This is a genomic window from Olsenella sp. KH1P3, from assembly GCF_900167315.1.
In the GTDB taxonomy this organism is placed as follows: Bacteria; Actinomycetota; Coriobacteriia; order Coriobacteriales; family Atopobiaceae; genus Olsenella_J; species Olsenella_J umbonata_A.
Window position 1 is genome coordinate 190,258 of record NZ_FUWQ01000004.1, and the last position, 16,381, is coordinate 206,638.

Genomic DNA, 16,381 nt, shown 5'->3' on the forward strand with positions numbered 1-16,381 from the left:
GAACAGAAGGAGTGAGCATGAACGACAGGGCTATCAGCGTGGACGAGTCTATCTTCGACGTCTGCACTTCCCATCCCGAGGTTGTGGACATCATGGCGGGACTGGGCTTCAACGAGATAACACGCCCGGGGCGTCTTGCGACTGTTGGGCGCTTCATGACTCTCGCCAAGGGCTGCCGCCACAAGGGCATCACGCTCGATGCGGTGGTGGATGCCCTTATGCAATCCGGATTCGAGGTCGAGGGCAGGGGCGTGCGCGGCGCCGGCGTGGTCGCCTCTGCATGCGAGGGAAAGCCTCGCGGGCGTTCCGTTGCCAAGAGCCCTGAGGAGCGAATGAGGCTGCTTCAGGATCTGCTCGAGCGCCTGGGCTCGGGTGAGGTCGTCGAGGACGTGCAAGAGGACTTCCGCCGGAACTTCAAGGACGTCTCGGGTGGGGAGATCGCGGCTGCCGAGCAGGCGCTCATCCGTGGCGGCGTCCCCGTAAGGGAAGTCCAGCGCCTCGTGTAGTGCGCTCGTCCTTCTTGGCGAGGCTAGATTCTCGCTCCAATCTTCTGATCCATGGGAAGGTGAAGCGTGGTGATGATGATGTCCCTCAGGGTCTCGTCGGGGATGTTGGGGTTGTGGCGAATGACCGCGACCATGCCGACCAGGACGGTGTAGAAGGTCTCGTAGGGGTGCTGGTACACCCGCGAGGTCGCGATGCTGCCCAGCTCGGAGTTGATGTCCACAAAGTAGTGGGCGACCGCCGAGCAGGCCTGAAGGAAGTAGTGCTGGTACAGAACGGCGTTCTGCTTCTTGAGGAGGTCCTGCTTGAAGCCCTCCATCTCGTTCAGCTGCGTGTGGAGCAGGGAGACCAGACTGTCGACGTACTCGTCCATGGTCATGTCGGGGGCGAGCGACTTGTGCCACTGGTCGGTGCGCTCCACGACGTCGCGCACGTATCCCTGCAGGATGGCCTCGGTAACCTCGTCCTTGTTCGAGAAGTAGTGATAGAAGAGGGTGCGGGTGATCCCCAGTGTCTCCGTGATGTCGCTGACGCTGGTGTGCTCGATGCCCTTCTCGGTATAGAGGGCGCGGGCCGTCTCGATGATCTTTTCACAGCGCATCTGTTTTCGCGAGGCAGAGCCGACGCGGCGGGCGTTCTTGGTGATAACTTTGACGGTCAAGGTAACTCCCCAAAACGATAGACTTCGTCCGTTGCTCGCAGGCAACCTGTCTCATTCCGTTGGGAATAATATTTTTTGGGAGTGTTGTACATGTTCACTTTTTGTGTCTTCACAAAAAGTGACAATTATTAAAAATGGTCACTTTATGGAATTGTCAATATTAAACCTACAAGCGGTTGCGTAATCGATTCCATTTATGATTCTTAGCAGTTACAGACCACTATTTGCGCGTTCGGCGAACGGTAGTCCCATTGGGAAGTTTCATGCGCAGGCTACTGGTCGAAGTCCTTCTCGTCACCCCGTGCCAGGACGGCGGTCAGGTCAAGGTCAAGGTCGACCTTCTCGTCGATGCCGTCTACCGTCGCCTTGTCGCTGTACTGCCAGATGCCCATCTGGAGGCTGAGCGAGGGCTTGTCGGCATACTCTGCGTACCAGAAGCCGTAGTCGGCGAAGTCCTTGAGGCTGTAGCTGGCCAGGTCGGACCTGCTTCCATAGATGATCACCCTGTAGCCGCGCGAGGCGACCTGCTTGCAGAAGGCCTGGGCCGCGGCGCTGCGCTCGGAGTTGCTTAGCGCAGAGATGCGGTCGGTTCCTGTGGCCGAGGGCTCCATGTCGAAGGCGATGGGGTAGCGCAGGTCGAGGTCGCCCAGCGTGTCACACACGTAGTTGGCCTCTTCGACGGCCTCGTCCTCGTTGGCGGCCTGCGAGTAGAAGTACACGCCGACGTCCAGTCCCGCCGCCTGCGCCTGCTTGATGTTCCTCTTGTAATGCGTGTCTAGGTGGATGGCTCCGTCTGCCGTGGCGCGGTAACCCAGACGAATGTAGGCGAAGTCGACCCCGTCGTCGGCAACGGCCTTCCAGTCGATGTCGCCGCTGTGCTCCGAGACGTCGATGCCACAGCGGGAGAGCGTCTTGCCGTCGACCACGTAGCTCAGGCGGTCGCCCTCGCTCTTGAGGTTCGACCAGTCGAAGGCCGAGCGAAATACCTTGTTCGGGTCGCTCACGCTTGCGGATATCTGGTTGGCGCTTGGTTGGCGCGTATCCTGTGCGTCCTGGCTCGCGTCAGCCGAGGGCGAGGAGAAGACGGGCAGCTGCAGGATGGCTACCACGAGGAGAAGGGCGACCGTTGCTATCGCGATCTTGATGGGGACCTGGGCCTTCTCGCGCCTGGTGCGGCGGGCGTTGCGCACGCGCGCCTCGTCGGCGCGCCGCTCGCGGCTCTCGCGAAGCTGGGCGACCTTGTGGGCGCGCGCGTTGGTGCGTCCGGAGCGGTCGCGCGGGCCGCGACTGGTCCTCGCCTGGCTGGTCGCCTGGCGCGAGCGGTCAACGCGCGTCCCGCGCACCTCCTGGTGGCTCGCGGTCTCGCGGTAGGGCCTCCTCTGTATGTCGTTGTGCGATGGCGTCGCCACGCGGGCGGGGCGCCTTGCGTCACGCCCGCTCTCGTGCGTCAGGCGCTCGCGATAGCGCGTGCTGTCGTGAGGCGTCCCGCTGGGGCGACGGCTGATGCGCGCGTGCGGCGCCGTCCGCTTGGTGGCGCGCTTCTTCTGTCTGTCCTGGCTCATGCGCTCGCATGGTCCGCGACGGCCTTTGCGACGACGTCGGCGACGGTCTTGTCGAGGGCCGAGGCGATGATGTTGGTGGGAGAGAGCTCGTCGTCGGGAATGACGGAGGCGATGGCGTAGGCTGCGGCGACCTCCATCTCTTCGGTGATCTCGCGTGCGCGGGCAGCCAGCGCGCCTTTGAAGATGCCGGGGAAGACCAGCACGTTGTTGATCTGGTTGGGGAAGTCGGAGCGTCCCGTGCCCACGACGGCCGCTCCTCCGCGCAGGGCCTCGTCGGGCATGATTTCGGGCGTGGGATTGGCCATGGCGAACACGATGCCGTCGTTCATGGTCGAGACCATCTGGGTGCTCACCAGGTTGGGACGAGAGACGCCCACGAAGGCGTCGGCACCCCTGAGCGCGTCGGCCAGCGTGCCGTGCTCGTGGTCGGCGTTGGTGATGTGGCTGATGGCCTCCTGCCCGGGGTTGAGTCCCTCGTCGCCCTCGCAGATGATGCCGTTGATGTCGCACATGATCACGTTGCCAAAGCCCATGTGGGAAAGGAGCGTGCCGATGGCGCATCCCGCGGCGCCCGCGCCGTTGATGACGATGCGCACTTCTCCCATGGTCTTGCCCGTGACCTTGAGGGCGTTGATTAGCGCGGCGGCGACCACGATGGCCGTGCCGTGCTGGTCGTCGTGGAAGACGGGGATGTCGCAGGTGCGCTTGAGCTTCTCCTCGATCTCGAAGCAGCGGGGCGCGGCGATGTCTTCGAGGTTGATGCCGCCGAAGGACTTGCTGATCAGCTGGACGCAGCGCACGAACTCATCCACGTCGTGCGTGTCCACGCACAGCGGGAAAGCGTCGACGTCTCCGAACTCCTTGAACAGGGCGCACTTGCCCTCCATCACCGGCATGCCGGCCGCGGGGCCGATGTCTCCCAGTCCGAGGATGGCGGTGCCGTCGGTGATGACGGCCACCATGTTGCCGCGGCGTGTGAGCTCCCAGGACTTCTGGTAGTCGGCCTGAATCTGTCGGCAGGGTTCGGCCACGCCGGGGGTGTACATGAGCGAGAGGTCGTCGCGGGTCTCGACGTGCTTGCGAGAGACCACCTCGATCTTTCCGTGAAGCTGCTCGTGCAGATCGAGGCTTCTCTTGCTGGTGTCGTCCATTGGCTAGACCATCTCCTCGGGTCTGAATATCTCGTCGAACTTTTCTTCGGTCAGAAAGCCCAGGCCACAGCAGGCCTCGCGCAGGCTCGTGCCCTCGTCGAAGGCCTTGTGCGCGACCTTCGCGGCGTTCTCGTAGCCGATGTAGGGGTTAAGGCAGGTGACCAGCATGAGCGAGTTGCGCATGTTGTCGGCCATCTTCTGGCGGTTCGCCTTGATGCCCTCAGCGCAGTGTACGCGGAACGAGTCGATGGCGTCTGCGAGCAGGTTGACGCTTTGCAGGTAGTTGTAGGCGATCACGGGAATGAACACGTTCAGTTCGAAGTTGCCCTGGCTGGCGGCGATCCCGATGGTGCTGTCGTTGCCCATGACCTGGACTGCGACCATCGTGACGGCCTCGCACTGGGTCGGGTTGACCTTGCCGGGCATGATGGAGCTTCCGGGCTCGTTGGCGGGAATGGTGATCTCGCCCAGGCCCAGGCGAGGGCCCGATGCGAGCCAGCGCACGTCGTTCGCGATCTTCATCATGTTCGCGGCGAGCCCCTTTACGGCGCCGTGCGAGAAGACCACGGCGTCCTTGCTCGTGAGCGCGTGGAACTTGTTGGGGTTGGTCTCGAACGGCTCGCCCGTGAGCTCTGCCAGGCGCTTCGCGACCAGGACGTCGAAGCCCTCAGGCGCGTTCAGGCCGGTTCCCACGGCGGTGCCGCCCAAGGCCAGGCGCCTCAGCATGGGCAGGCTCGCCTCGAGCTGCTCGACGCTCGCCTGGAGCATGCCGCGCCAGCCCGAGATCTCCTGGCTGAACGCGATGGGGACGGCGTCCTGAAGGTGCGTGCGCCCGCTCTTCACGATGCCGGCGTTCTCACGCTCCAGGCGCTCGAAGGTCTCCGCAAGGCGCTCCGCGGCGGGCACGAGCTTCTGCCTCACGGCGAGGGTGGCCGCCACGTGCAACGCGGTGGGGAAGGTGTCGTTGCTCGACTGGGAGCGGTTGACCGCGTCGTTGGGGTGGATCGGGGTCGGAAGGGCGATGCCCTTCTTGGCGGCGATTTGATTGGCGCGGTTGGCGATGACCTCGTTGAGGTTCATGTTCGACTGCGTGCCCGAGCCGGTCTGCCAGACCTTGAGCGGGAACGAGTCGTCGTGCTCTCCGGCGAGGATCTCGTCGCAGGCGAGCTCGATGGCCTGCGCGCTTGCCTCGGGAAGGGTGCCCAGTGAGGCATTCGCCTGCGCGGCTGCCTTCTTGAGCAGGGCGAACGCGCGCACGATGTCGTGCGGCATGGTCTCGGTGCCGATTCTGAAGTTCTGGTAGGAGCGCTGGGTCTGCGCGCCCCACAGTGCGTCGGAGGGGACCTTGACCTCTCCCATCGAGTCGTGCTCTATGCGACAGTTGCCCATGTTGCTCCTAGTCCATTGTTATCGCGGTAACGATGGAATTGATGGTGCCGCTTGCCTCGGGGATGGGGTAGAGCGGGAAGTTGTTGTGCAGTCCGGTGCCCACGAAGAGCTCGGAGTGGTTGCCGTAGGCGCTCACACGCTGGTGGAACAGGACCGCGTCGGGATGCAAGATCTCGCGCGTGCCCGTGAAGACCATCACGTTGCGCAGGTCGGACACCGGTCCGTTGATGGGCGAGAGGCGCGGGTCACGCGGGTCGGTGCCGTCCGCCCAGACCTTGCCCACCTTGCGCATGCCGCTCGCGGAGAGCATGGGGTCCTGGGCCTCGTAGTGCGCGATGTCGGGGTTGCCCAGCGTGAGGTCGACCCACGGGGAGATCAGGATGAGGTGTCCCGGCTGCTCGATTCCCTTGGGGGAGAAGGACTGGCACAGGCCCGCGGCAATGCCTGCGCCCGCGCTGTCGCCCATGAGCGTGACGTTCTGGGCGCCGTACTTCTTGACGGTCTCGAGGTAGAGGGCCTCGATCTTGTCGTAGGCCTCCCGGAAGCCGTGGACCGGGGCCAGGGGGTAGATGGGCGCGATTACCTCGGCGCGGGTGCGTCGGGCTATGGTGTCCAGGAACTTCCACTGGTAGATGCTGGGCTGGTCGACCAGGACCCTGCCGTGCACGTAGATGACGGCGCGGTCGTTGATGCTGCGGCGGTTCAGGACCAAGGTCTGCATGCCGTCGAAGTCGGTGTCCTCGACCGACACCTTGAAGCTCAGGAGGGTGGGGAGGGTCTGGCGCTGCTCGTTGGCCTCGCTGCGGTCGAGGATGAGGTTGTCCCACTCGACGGCGTCGGCCATCTTCTTCTTGTTGCCGGTGACGCGGTTGTAGACCTCGGATGCCGCAGCGATGTTGGAGCGGCGGTACGCCAGGTGGTTGACGGCGGTGACGGCGCCAAAGAGCGCGGCAGGTGTGGCTATGGCCGCGGCGAGCGCCTTTTTGGCCGTGGTGTCCAAGATACGGTTCTTCTTGTCTGCCATGCGATGACTCCCTTGCGACTGCCCGGGACAACCCAGGCCATGGACGGCAAAGTTGTGACAACGTCCTTCATTCTAGTAGGTTGTCGCCGCCTCGTGACGCAGGGGCTTGGCAGACTACCGTTTATGCAAAGCCGCTCGTGGACGCGCGTTTTTGTCGGGTGCGACTCTTGGATATCATGAGGGGGCGGGCGAGCTGCGCCTTGCCTGCGAAGGCTCAAAGGGAAGTGCGTCGTGGGGGAGTCGGCTATGAAGCAGTTTGTCGTTGAGGATTCGTTTTGGGACCTTTTTCCCGACGTCGAGATCGGCGTCCTGTGCCTTGAGGGCATCCTGCCCACCGACCAGATCAGCGAAGAGTCGGCGGCCGAGGCCGCGGCACTTCTCGACAGGGCCAACGCCGGCGCCAAAAAGTGGCTGACGAGCGAGACCATCAGCGAGAACGAGGTCGTCGCGGTTTGGCGCGACGCCTATAGGCGCTTCAAGACCAAGAAGGGTGCACGCTGCTCGGTCGAGAACCTCCTTAAGCGTGTGCTCAAGAGCAATCCGGTGGGTCACATTGTCCCCTCGGTGGATGTCTCCAACGCGATCTCGCTCAAGTACGCCCTGCCCATTGGCGCCGAGAACATCGACGCTATCGAGGGTACCTTCCGCCTTGCGGTGACTGAGGGGGGCGACGTCTTTTTGCCCATCGGCGAGGACGAGAGCGACCCCACGCTTCCCGGAGAGGTGGCCTACCTGGACGACGCCGGTGCGGTCTGCCGGTGCTGGAACTGGCGAGACGGGCGTCGCACCGAGGTCTCCGACGAGACCTCGCACTGCATGTTCATCATGGAGAACGTCATGCCCGAGCGCTCGGGCGACCTCCATGCGGCTATCGACGAGCTGGCCGAGACGTGCGAGCGTCTGCTGGGGGCCACCGTCACCAATAAGGATTACGCGGCCAGGGATCATCCCAGGGTCGAGCTGGCCTAGTTTGGCCGTGGCCGCCGCAACTGCCTCCCCGCCGCATGCCGTGCGGTGCCGGCGATTCCCGTAATCAAAAAGGAAATGTCCGAAACGATGGGTAACGTTGTTCCACAACCATCCTCGTTTGGGTTACATTCTTAGCGCGCTCTTTGTGACGCAAGGAGCGGGTGTTCCCACGCCATACGCAGATTAGAACGAACCATAAACGCAATACGACAAAGACGGGAAGCACAGTGTTCAGAAGGCTGATTAAAGCCATTGGATATGACGACTATGAGTCGGTCGCGGATGAGATATCGCAGCGCAACCACGACTCCCTGAAGTATCTAATCGTCGCAAGCATGCCCATAGGCGTGCTCAACATCTTCGTGAGAGAGTGCATCGTGATGGGCGGTGGCCTTGACTCGGTCGTGGTCACCTCGCTCCACCTTCTGACCATTCTCATTCTTGCGCTGGTCATTCCCGCGAAGGGCAAGCACGGCACCGTCCTCATCTACCTGTGCGAGTCGGCGCCACTTTTGATGTCCCTCCTGTACAACACCGTCAACGACCCCAATCACATTGCCGTCACCTTCCTGCTGCTATTGGTAATGCTTCCGCCGTTCATCGTGGACCGGCCCTGGCGCGTCTTCTTGCACACGACCTTCTGGACCGTTGCCTTCGAGGTCACGAGCTTCATGGTCAAGCCCGCCTCGATCTTCCGCGTCGACCTCCTTAACGGCATCGAGTTCTACGTGGCCAGCCTTGTCATCACGGCCCTGGCCCTTGCCGACCGCTTCGAGAGCATGCACAACCTGCGCGAGATCAAGTGGGCCTCGACCCACGACGTGGTGACTGACGCCAAGAACGTCCTGGGGCTCAAGGGGGACGCCCCCGGCCTGGTGGGCCACGAGCTTCTCCTCCTCTTCTTCGACATCGACGACTTCAAGTTCTTCAATGACATGTACGGTCACGGCGTGGGCGACGACATCATCGTGGCGTTCTCGCGCATCCTGGTGAGCCGCTTCGGGAGGGACCACGTCTATCGCTACAAGAGCGACCAGTTCCTGGTGGCCTGCCGCGACACGAAGCTCGAGACCAACCTCGTGCTTGCCCGCGCCTGCCAGCACGACCTGCGTGACATCGTGGTGAAGGAGCGTCACCTGCGCCCCTCCGCAAGCTGCGGCTACGTCTTCGGCACGCCTACCGACGTCGCGGAGCTGCAGGAGATGGTCAGGCACGCGGACATTCGGACCTACGAGGCGCGCCGGAACGGCAGGGGGCAGATCAGCGGCGGCGAGTTCGATTCCAGCGACGCCCGCAGCGAGGACATCATGTGCGAGCTCGGCATGAACCTCCAGCCGCGTCTGCTTGACAGCCTGACGGGGCTTCCCGGCATGCAGTTCTTCCGCACGCAGGCCCACGACATGCTCGAGTCGACCGTCGACAGCACGCGCAAGCCGGTCATCATCTACTTCAACATAACCAACCTCAAGAGCTACAACGAGCGCTACGGATTCGAACGCGGCGACAAGCTGATCAAGTATGTCGCCCAGCAGCTCTCGCAGGTGTTTGACGATCGCCTGGTCTCGCGCTTCAACGCGGACCATTTTGTGGTTCTGGCATACCTGGATGAGGCCCAGAAGAAGGTGGACGCCATCTACGAACGCGTTTACGCGTTCCATCACTTGAAGGGCACGGCGCTCAATGCGGGCGTCTACGTCTACCAGGATGGTGACGACGTGGGCGTCGCCTGCGACCGCGCCAAGATGGCCTGCGACAGCATCACGGGTGACTACCACCGCTACCTCTGCCTGTACGACAGCGGTTTCGAGGAGCGCGGCAAGCGCGCCCAGTACATCGTCAACCACATCGACGAGGCGCTCCAGAACGAGCGCATCAAGGTGTACCTGCAGCCCATCATGGACCTGCATGTGGACAAGCTCGTCTCGTTCGAGGTGCTCGCGCGTTGGGAGGACCCGCGCTACGGCATGCTCCACCCGAGCGAGTTCGTCGAGGCGCTGGAGGGCATGAGCCTCATCACCAAGCTCGACCTCTACATGCTGCGCAAGGCCTGCGAGAGCTACGGGATGCTCAGCATGCTTGGCGTGAGGTCGGTCTCGGTCAACCTCAGCCGCGTGGACTTCATGCTGGGCGACATCGTCGCGCAGGTCGAGGAGGTCCTGTCCAGCTGCGAGACCCCGCGCTCGTTCATCGACATCGAGGTTACGGAGCGCGCCCTGAGCGACAAGCCCGACGAGATCATCGGCAAGATCGAGCGCCTGCGCTCGCTGGGGTATCGGGTCTGGCTGGACGACTTCGGTAGCGAGTACTCGTCGCTCAACATGCTGCAGAGCACGCACTTCGACGTCATCAAGATCGACATGAACTTCCTGCGCACGCTCGACAAGAACCCTGACAGCGCGCTGATTATCTCGTCGATCGCCGACCTCTCGAAGAAGCTGGGCGCCGCGGCCCTCATCGAGGGCGTCGAGACCATGGGCCAGCTCGACTTCGTGGGCAAGGCCGGCTGCGACCTGGTGCAGGGCTACTACTTTTCGGAGCCCCGTCCCGCCGACGAGGTCATCAGGGAGCTGAGCGAGCGCAGGGCGTAGGCTTCGGGCCGCACGTCCGGTAGCCGCGCGAGTCTCCTTGCCGTTGCGGGCCTGAGCCTTATCGCAGGTCCGAGAAGTCCGCGACCTCCTCGACCGCCTGGGCGACCAGGGCCAGGCCCTCTGCGTCGACGTCGCTGAAGCGGCCGACGAGGGGAGAGTCCACGTCGAGCACGCCCACGACCTCTCCGCTTGCGTGCAGGGGGACGACGACCTCGGAGTTCGAGGCACTGTCACAGGCGATGTGACCCGGGAACTCGTGCACGTCGTGGACGTGCTGGGCGCGGTCCTGCTCCCATGCGGTGCCGCAGACGCCGCGGCCGCGCGCGATATGGACGCAGGCGACCTTGCCCTGGAAGGGTCCGAGCACCAGCTGGCCGTCTCGCACCAGGTAGAATCCGGCCCAGTTGAGCCGGGGAAGCGTCTCCATCACGAGCGCCGAGGCGTTGGAGAGCACGGGTGCCCAGTGGGCGTCCTCCTCGGCGAGTGCGCGGACCTGGGCCGCAAGGATCTTGTAGTCGCTCATGTCCAGAACCGGAGTCTCCGTCGTTGCGTTGCAGGCCAAGGCTGCCTCCTCGTGTTGTGGGCGCATGCCCTTCTCGTTTGATTCTCGTACTATATGCCACTCTCCTCCCATCCGCGTGGGCGAGAAGGGCGTGCCATCATGCGTCCATGCTCTCCTCCCGCAGATGGACGTTGGGTTTGCATGTGCTCTGACGTGGTCGGAAGAGCCCCATTTGAGATATGGTTACAGGACTGTAGTAGGGAAGTGCGCCTTCCTGCCCTCCCTGGCGGCAGGGCTTTGGCGGAAGTCGCGCGCTCGGCAAAAGGAGCCATTAGATGGACCTCACCAAGATTGCGCAGCTGTATGCGCAGATGGACCAGTATGGTGACGCAACGGTTACCGTCGCCGGCTGGGTCCGTTCCATTCGTGACATGAAGAACTTCGGCTTCGTCATGCTGAATGACGGCAGCTGCTTCAAGGACCTCCAGGTCGTCATGAATCGTGAGTCCCTCAATAACTACGAGGACGTCGCCGCCCTCACCGTTGGCTCCGCGCTCGTCATCACCGGCAGGCTCGCGCTCACGCCCGACCGCCCGCAGCCCTTCGAGCTCCAGGCCGAGACCATCGTGATCGAGGGTGCCGCGCAGCCGGACTACCCCATGCAGAAGAAGCGTCAGAGCCGCGAGTTCCTGCGCACCCAGCAGCACCTGCGCAGCCGCACCAACCTGTTCCGCGCGGTCTTCCGCGTCCGCTCCGTGGCGGCCTTCGCCATCCACCAGTTCTTCCAGGAGCGCGGCTACGTCTACGTCAACACGCCGATCATCACTGCCTCTGACGCCGAGGGCGCCGGCGAGATGTTCCGCGTCACCACCATCGACCCCGCCAACCCACCCCTGACCGAGGACGGCAAGGTCGACTACAGCAAGGACTTCTTCGGCAAGGCGACCAACCTCACCGTCTCGGGCCAGCTCCAGGGCGAGAACTTCGCCATGAGCTTCGGCGACATCTACACCTTCGGCCCCACGTTCCGTGCCGAGGACTCCAACACCCGCCGTCACGCCGCCGAGTTCTGGATGGTTGAGCCCGAGATGGCCTTCTGCGACCTCGAGGGTGAGATGAACGTCTCTGAGGACATGCTCAAGTTCGTCATCTCTCGCGTCATGGAGCGCTGTCCCGACGAGATCGACATGTTCAACAGCTTCGTGGACAAGGGCCTGAGGGAGCGCCTGCAGCACGTCGCCACGAGCGACTTTGCGCGCGTCAGCTACACCGATGCCATCAAGATCCTGCAGGACGCCCAGGCTGCCGGCCACGTGTTCGAGTACCCCGTCGAGTGGGGCGTAGACCTGCAGACCGAGCACGAGCGCTTCCTGACCGAGGAGCACTTCAAGAAGCCGACCTTCGTGACGGACTACCCTGCGGCCATCAAGGCGTTCTACATGCGCATGAATGACGACGGCAAGACCGTTGCCGCCGCCGACTGCCTGGTTCCCGGCATCGGCGAGATTATCGGTGGCTCCCAGCGAGAAGAGCGTCTGGACGTGCTCCAGAAGCGCATCGAGGACCTGGGCATGGATGCCGAGCAGTACAAGTACTACCTTGACTTGCGTCGTTACGGCACCTGCCACCACGCCGGCTTCGGCCTGGGTTTCGAGCGCCTGGTCATGTACCTCACGGGCATGGACAACATCCGCGACGTCCTGCCGCACCCGCGTACCGTGGGCAACGCCGACTTCTAATTGGACTAGGCCGCGCAAGGCTTCCCGATTGCGAAAGACCGGCCTCCGGCACCCTGCGTGTCGGAGGCCTTTTGCTGCCGCTAGCGTCTGATGCTCAGGTGCAGGACGTCGCCCTCTCGGGCCGCGCGTATCAGCACGTCGCAGATCCTTCCGAACCAGGGACGCTCGTCCCAATGGTCGTCGTCGACGCGCTCCACCACGATGCTGACCGGGTCCTCGAGGTCTTCCAGGCAGTCCTGTAGGGCCGCCAGGTTCGCCCCGTAGTAGGAGGGAAAGCCTAGATGCTCGGCCAGGTAGTCGTGCACCGAGCGCGCGTCGGGAAAGTCCGTCTCGTAGAGTCTCAGCTCGCGCATGGTCTCCTCCTAGTACAGCCGCTCGAAGCTCTGGTAGTGGTCTGGCGTGTAGTAAACCAGCCCGTCGTTCGAGTACACCAGGCGCTCGGGTCCCCTGAAGCCTGCCACATAGTTCACGTCGCACTCCTTCCAGCTTCGGCCCAGGGCGTCGGGCAGCCTTCCGTCGTCGTTGTAGAACGGCCCGCCGCCTATGCTCTTGCCCGGGCACACCTCGTCGAGGTTCCCCTTCGAGGGCTTCCACCCGGCCTTGCGCGCCTTGGTCTTCGAGATGTAGTTCGAGGGCAGATGCCCAAACTGGTGCAGGTAGAGGGCGACCTCGTTCTTTGAGCTGTAGGTTCCGTCCTCGCTGACGCTCGTGGCGCCCTGGGCTTGAGCCGGCGTCTGGTCTGGTGTGCCCGCCTGCCCGCTCTTGCCCGCGCAGGCTCCCAAGACCATGCAGAGCAGCAGGCATGAGGCAACTGCCAGAAGGGCCTGCGTCCACGCGCGGAGCCGAAGGCGCTGGGGAGCTCCCGCGTCATCCTGCCGCCGAGTGAGCGCTCTTGTCGTGACGTGCATGGGCTCTCCCGGTGTTTCGCTGCCTCCGCGCTTTGAGCGCGCCTCTGGGTGGGTATAAGTCTAGTCAACTTTGGGAGCCAGCCCCTCTCGGCTTGGGCCGATGGCGCTGGGAGTCGTTAGGAGTTTCCTTGACCCAGGTCTACGTTTCGCTCGTCACTTGCCTCGCGATGGCCTTGGTGGCGCCGTTCATGGCGAGCCTGGTGCGTGGCCGTGCCGTGCCCGAGGTCGTGTTTCTGGTCTTTGGCGGCGCCATCTTGGGAAGCCATGGCCTCAGGCTGATCAATCCGCAGCTTGCGCCCGTCGAGGCAATATCTGACCTTGGCATGGGGTTTCTCTTTCTCAAGGCTGGCTACGAGATAGACCCGCGCGACTTGGTGGGGCACATGGGACGCGTCGCGTCGGCGTCGTGGCTCGTGTCGCTCGGGCTGGGCTTTCTGGTGACGATGACCGTATTCGCTGGGCTGGGGTTTAGCGACTCCTCGTCGTGGCCGGCCCTGGCCATCATCATGACCACGACAGGCTATGGCACGCTTGCGCCCATCTTGGAGGAACGCGGGCTCCAGCAGACGAGCGTGGGCAGGGTCGTCACCATCTACGGCTCTCTGGGAGAGCTCCTGCCCATCGTAGCGATGTCGTTCTTGCTCTCCACGCGCGCCACGGGCCGCACCGTCGCGGCCCTTCTGGTATTTGCTCTCGTGTGCTTCCTGGTGCTTGCGTTCTCGCGCGCCGCCAAGCGCGCCGGCACGAGGTTCTGGCGCTTCCTCCAGGAGTCGACGGATGCGCTCAGCCAGCCCATGATGCGCGTCGTGTCGCTGCTTCTGGTCTTTCTGCTTCTTGCCACGGCAATCTTCAGGTTCGACGGCGTTCTGGGCGCGTTTGCGGCGGGCTTCATCCTCAGGGCGCTCTTCCCGGAAGGGAATCCCGAGCTCGAGGGCAAGATTGGCGTCATCTCGAACGGCTTCTTCCAGCCCGTCTTCTTCGTGGTCTCGGGAGCAACCCTCGACCTTTCCGCCGCTACCCAGAACCTGCCGTTGTTGCTTGCGTTCATCGCGTCGCTCGCGGTCGTGCGCGGGGTCGTGGTGGGCGTTACCCTGAGGATCGACCCCGAGACCCGCAGGCTTTCCTGGAAGGAGTCTCTGGTCAGCGCGACATACTGCACGATGGCGCTTCCCCTGGTCGTTGCAGTCTCGAACATCGCTGTTGCGAGCGAGGTCATGAGCGCGACCGAGGCCTCGGTGCTGATCATAGCGGCCGCCGTCACCGTCGTCGTGGTTCCCGTCGTCACCGCGCTTGCGCGCGTGGTCGACGAGTTTGGCCCCTCCGAGGCGTTCCATGGCATCCTTCACGACGAGCACGGCCTGAGAGAGGCCCTGCACGAGAGCGTCGAGAACTTCCACCGTCGCGAGGCCGCCTACCACGAGAGACTTCACGCCGCGCGCGAGAAGGGCCAGCAGCTCTCGTCGGCGGTCTACCTCGCAATGCCAGAGGGTGCGCTTGACCTCATGATGCTGGATGACTCGGGTTATGACGATGCCGGCTACGACGACAGCGCCGGAGGCGACGCTGATGTCATCCCCTCTGGCGATAGCGCGGTCGATGGTGCCGGCAGCGGTCCTGCTGGCGACGTTGGTGCGCGTGGCTAGCGCTCGACGGGCTTCCCGTCGTAGTTGAGCTTGCCCATCAGGGGAGCAAGGGTCTTCTCGTCTGCCTTGACGTAGGCCTCGGAGAGCTCCTCCCAGATCTCGAGCGCCTCGAAGAACAGGTCGGCAAAGCTCTTGCTGGAGGGCTCGTCGGTGTAGGGGTTCTTCCAACGGCGGTGCTCCAGGTTGGCGGCTGGGCACTCGTCGCTTCCCTTGGCGGAGTGAGCCAAGGCGCGTGCCATCGAGTGGCTGCGCAGGAGCATCTCGACCCGTGCAATTGCCTGGACCTTGAGAGACTCGAGGGGGTCGATCAGGCGGAAGATCGTCTCGTAGTTGCTCACGGCGCCGCCGTACTCCTCGGGGTTGATGCTGAGCCCGAAGACGGACTGCGCCATGGCCGAGACGAGCGCTCCCGCGACGCGGTCAACGCGCTCGGTGCGTGCCAGGTAGTCTGCGGCGGGCGACTCCAGCACCGTGAGGTGGCGCATGGACCAGAGCATCCAGGTGTCTATGTCGCTCTCGATGATGGCATGAAGCTCGTGCTGCGCGTCCTTCAGCTCCGGGTTGGCCTGGGTCAGGTCGTCCTGCTGCGCGTAGACGAAGGCGTGGGCGCGGCTGTCCAGCAGATAGTGTCCCAACAGGCCCAGGACGAAGGCGCGGCCGAGGGTCTTGTCCTGCTCGGGCAGGTGCGACACGCCCTGGTGCAGCGCCATGAACGCCTCGAGAACCTTGCCGTCGTGCATCTTGCGGGCGAGGACGTGGCAGTTGTGTGCGGCTTCGGGAATGGTGAGGGCACGGCTGAACAGGGGGTCAGGACCCTGGTTTCCCAGCAGGAAGGCCAGGAGCTCCTCCTGGTTCTGGATGATGCCCTCGGGCAGAAGCGAAACCGCCTCTTCACCAAAGAGGTGGTGCGTGATAACGGCTGGCATGTGCGCTCCGGTGTGTTCGTGTTCTTTCGCGATGCGCGAAAGCGTGCAGACACTAGGTTAGACCATTTCAACTTGGGATGTTTGTTAATTTCACTCTGGGCTGTGCTTGCAGGAATACAATCAAGCGGTTGCGTCGCGACAGCCGCTGCCGACCTTCGGTGGCCTCGGCCAGCATTTTCGTATTGCCGAAGACCGGAGGATCGCATGGGCGCTCTTGAAATCCTGCTTTTGGGCCTCGCCCTTTCTGCCGACGCGTTTGCCGTCACCATCTCCAACTCGTTTGTCTATTCTCACGAGAAGAAATCGCGCCTCTTGCTGATGCCCGTCTTCTTTGGCGCGTTCCAGGCGCTGATGCCCCTTCTGGGCTACTTCCTCGGTGGACTTGCGGCCCAGCTGATCGAGGCATACTCCGGCATCGTCACCCTGGTGATCCTGGGCATCATCGGCGGGAACATGGTGCGTGAGGGCGTCAGCGCCCTGCTTCACCCCGAGGACGACGAGGAGGTCTCCACCGGGCGTCTTACCATTGCGACTCTGGTCTTCCAGGCCGTCGCCACTGCCATCGACGCGTTTGCCGTCGGAGTGAGCCTTCGCGCGCAGTCCGTCGACCTCATCTTCGCGGTGACGGCCATCGGCCTTACCACGGCCGCCTGCTGCGTAGCGGCGCTTTTTGTTGGCCGCAGGCTCGGTCATCTTCTGGGCGACAGGGCAGAGGTCGTGGGTGGCTTCGTACTGATTGGTATAGGCATCAAGGCCCTGCTGGGGTAGGGTGTTGCTCGCGCGGTTCCAATTCCCCAGTTGGTACAATGCGATTC

The 16,381-nt window shown here is 63.5% G+C and carries 15 protein-coding genes; 6 read left to right on the forward strand and 9 right to left on the reverse strand.

The window, feature by feature from the left end:
• Positions 1-17 precede the first annotated feature (17 nt).
• Positions 18-506, forward strand: coding sequence for a DUF1858 domain-containing protein (locus B5D13_RS06765; RefSeq protein WP_159444001.1), 489 nt, complete (start codon positions 18-20; stop codon positions 504-506).
• Between the two features lie 23 nt (positions 507-529).
• Here B5D13_RS06765 and B5D13_RS06770 read toward each other — a convergent pair whose 3' ends face one another.
• From B5D13_RS06770 to B5D13_RS06790, 5 genes are all read right to left on the reverse strand, one after another.
• Positions 530-1,165: a TetR/AcrR family transcriptional regulator gene (locus B5D13_RS06770; protein ID WP_078687557.1), complete on the reverse strand. Its 636-nt coding sequence runs from the start codon at positions 1,163-1,165 to the stop codon at positions 530-532.
• A 272-nt stretch (positions 1,166-1,437) separates the two neighbouring features.
• Positions 1,438-2,727 carry a glycoside hydrolase family 25 protein gene (locus B5D13_RS06775; protein WP_078687558.1) on the reverse strand — a complete coding sequence of 430 codons (1,290 nt, stop codon included), beginning with the start codon at positions 2,725-2,727 and terminating at the stop codon, positions 1,438-1,440.
• Positions 2,724-3,878, reverse strand: coding sequence for an NAD(P)-dependent malic enzyme (locus tag B5D13_RS06780; protein ID WP_078687559.1), 1,155 nt, complete (start codon positions 3,876-3,878; stop codon positions 2,724-2,726). The genes B5D13_RS06775 and B5D13_RS06780 overlap by 4 nt, the downstream gene beginning before the upstream one ends.
• A gap of 3 nt (positions 3,879-3,881) precedes the next feature.
• Positions 3,882-5,267, reverse strand: a complete 1,386-nt coding sequence (fumC, locus tag B5D13_RS06785) for a class II fumarate hydratase (RefSeq protein ID WP_078687560.1) — start codon at positions 5,265-5,267, stop codon at positions 3,882-3,884.
• 7 nt (positions 5,268-5,274) lie between these two features.
• Positions 5,275-6,291, reverse strand: coding sequence for an alpha/beta hydrolase fold domain-containing protein (locus tag B5D13_RS06790; protein ID WP_078687561.1), 1,017 nt, complete (start codon positions 6,289-6,291; stop codon positions 5,275-5,277).
• Between the two features lie 246 nt (positions 6,292-6,537).
• Here B5D13_RS06790 and B5D13_RS06795 point away from each other — a divergent pair, with 246 nt between their 5' ends.
• Positions 6,538-7,260 (forward strand): B3/B4 domain-containing protein, encoded by a 723-nt coding sequence (locus B5D13_RS06795; protein ID WP_078687562.1) that lies wholly within the window; start codon positions 6,538-6,540, stop codon positions 7,258-7,260.
• Between the two features lie 227 nt (positions 7,261-7,487).
• The gene (locus B5D13_RS06800; protein WP_078687563.1) at positions 7,488-9,848 is read left to right on the forward strand and encodes a bifunctional diguanylate cyclase/phosphodiesterase; all 2,361 of its coding nucleotides are present in this window, start codon (positions 7,488-7,490) and stop codon (positions 9,846-9,848) included.
• 58 nt (positions 9,849-9,906) lie between these two features.
• Here B5D13_RS06800 and B5D13_RS06805 read toward each other — a convergent pair whose 3' ends face one another.
• Complete coding sequence (locus tag B5D13_RS06805) at positions 9,907-10,410, reverse strand: GAF domain-containing protein (protein WP_234970750.1); 504 nt, start codon at positions 10,408-10,410, stop codon at positions 9,907-9,909.
• Between the two features lie 275 nt (positions 10,411-10,685).
• On the opposite strand from B5D13_RS06805, the gene asnS reads away from it, so the two are divergent.
• Complete coding sequence (gene asnS, locus B5D13_RS06810) at positions 10,686-12,089, forward strand: asparagine--tRNA ligase (RefSeq protein ID WP_078687564.1); 1,404 nt, start codon at positions 10,686-10,688, stop codon at positions 12,087-12,089.
• An 80-nt stretch (positions 12,090-12,169) separates the two neighbouring features.
• Here asnS and B5D13_RS06815 read toward each other — a convergent pair whose 3' ends face one another.
• Together B5D13_RS06815 and B5D13_RS06820 are read right to left on the reverse strand one after the other, a co-directional pair.
• Positions 12,170-12,442, reverse strand: a complete 273-nt coding sequence (locus B5D13_RS06815; protein ID WP_078687565.1) for a barstar family protein — start codon at positions 12,440-12,442, stop codon at positions 12,170-12,172.
• Positions 12,443-12,451: 9 nt separating this feature from the next.
• Positions 12,452-12,997 (reverse strand): ribonuclease domain-containing protein, encoded by a 546-nt coding sequence (locus tag B5D13_RS06820; protein ID WP_200802623.1) that lies wholly within the window; start codon positions 12,995-12,997, stop codon positions 12,452-12,454.
• Positions 12,998-13,125: 128 nt separating this feature from the next.
• Between B5D13_RS06820 and B5D13_RS06825 the strand changes: the two genes are divergently transcribed.
• Complete coding sequence (locus B5D13_RS06825; RefSeq protein WP_078687566.1) at positions 13,126-14,640, forward strand: cation:proton antiporter; 1,515 nt, start codon at positions 13,126-13,128, stop codon at positions 14,638-14,640.
• On the opposite strand, the gene B5D13_RS06830 is transcribed toward B5D13_RS06825, so the two are convergent.
• Positions 14,637-15,566 carry a zinc dependent phospholipase C family protein gene (locus tag B5D13_RS06830; protein ID WP_078687567.1) on the reverse strand — a complete coding sequence of 310 codons (930 nt, stop codon included), beginning with the start codon at positions 15,564-15,566 and terminating at the stop codon, positions 14,637-14,639. The genes B5D13_RS06825 and B5D13_RS06830 overlap by 4 nt on opposite strands.
• 204 nt (positions 15,567-15,770) lie before the next feature.
• Between B5D13_RS06830 and B5D13_RS06835 the strand changes: the two genes are divergently transcribed.
• Positions 15,771-16,334, forward strand: a complete 564-nt coding sequence (locus tag B5D13_RS06835; protein ID WP_078687568.1) for a manganese efflux pump MntP — start codon at positions 15,771-15,773, stop codon at positions 16,332-16,334.
• Positions 16,335-16,381: the final 47 nt, after the last annotated feature.

What these genes read in the sequence shown, in the direction of transcription:
- B5D13_RS06775 (WP_078687558.1), bottom strand. Translation starts at nt 2,727, where the DNA reads ATGAGCCAGGACAGACAGAAGAAGCGCGCCACCAAGCGGACGGCGCCG.
- B5D13_RS06835 (WP_078687568.1), top strand. Translation starts at nt 15,771, where the DNA reads ATGGGCGCTCTTGAAATCCTGCTTTTGGGCCTCGCCCTTTCTGCCGAC.
- asnS (WP_078687564.1), top strand. Translation starts at nt 10,686, where the DNA reads ATGGACCTCACCAAGATTGCGCAGCTGTATGCGCAGATGGACCAGTAT.
- fumC (WP_078687560.1), bottom strand. Translation starts at nt 5,267, where the DNA reads ATGGGCAACTGTCGCATAGAGCACGACTCGATGGGAGAGGTCAAGGTC.
- B5D13_RS06830 (WP_078687567.1), bottom strand. Translation starts at nt 15,566, where the DNA reads ATGCCAGCCGTTATCACGCACCACCTCTTTGGTGAAGAGGCGGTTTCG.
- B5D13_RS06780 (WP_078687559.1), bottom strand. Translation starts at nt 3,878, where the DNA reads ATGGACGACACCAGCAAGAGAAGCCTCGATCTGCACGAGCAGCTTCAC.
- B5D13_RS06815 (WP_078687565.1), bottom strand. Translation starts at nt 12,442, where the DNA reads ATGCGCGAGCTGAGACTCTACGAGACGGACTTTCCCGACGCGCGCTCG.
- B5D13_RS06795 (WP_078687562.1), top strand. Translation starts at nt 6,538, where the DNA reads ATGAAGCAGTTTGTCGTTGAGGATTCGTTTTGGGACCTTTTTCCCGAC.
- B5D13_RS06790 (WP_078687561.1), bottom strand. Translation starts at nt 6,291, where the DNA reads ATGGCAGACAAGAAGAACCGTATCTTGGACACCACGGCCAAAAAGGCG.
- B5D13_RS06820 (WP_200802623.1), bottom strand. Translation starts at nt 12,997, where the DNA reads ATGCACGTCACGACAAGAGCGCTCACTCGGCGGCAGGATGACGCGGGA.
- B5D13_RS06765 (WP_159444001.1), top strand. Translation starts at nt 18, where the DNA reads ATGAACGACAGGGCTATCAGCGTGGACGAGTCTATCTTCGACGTCTGC.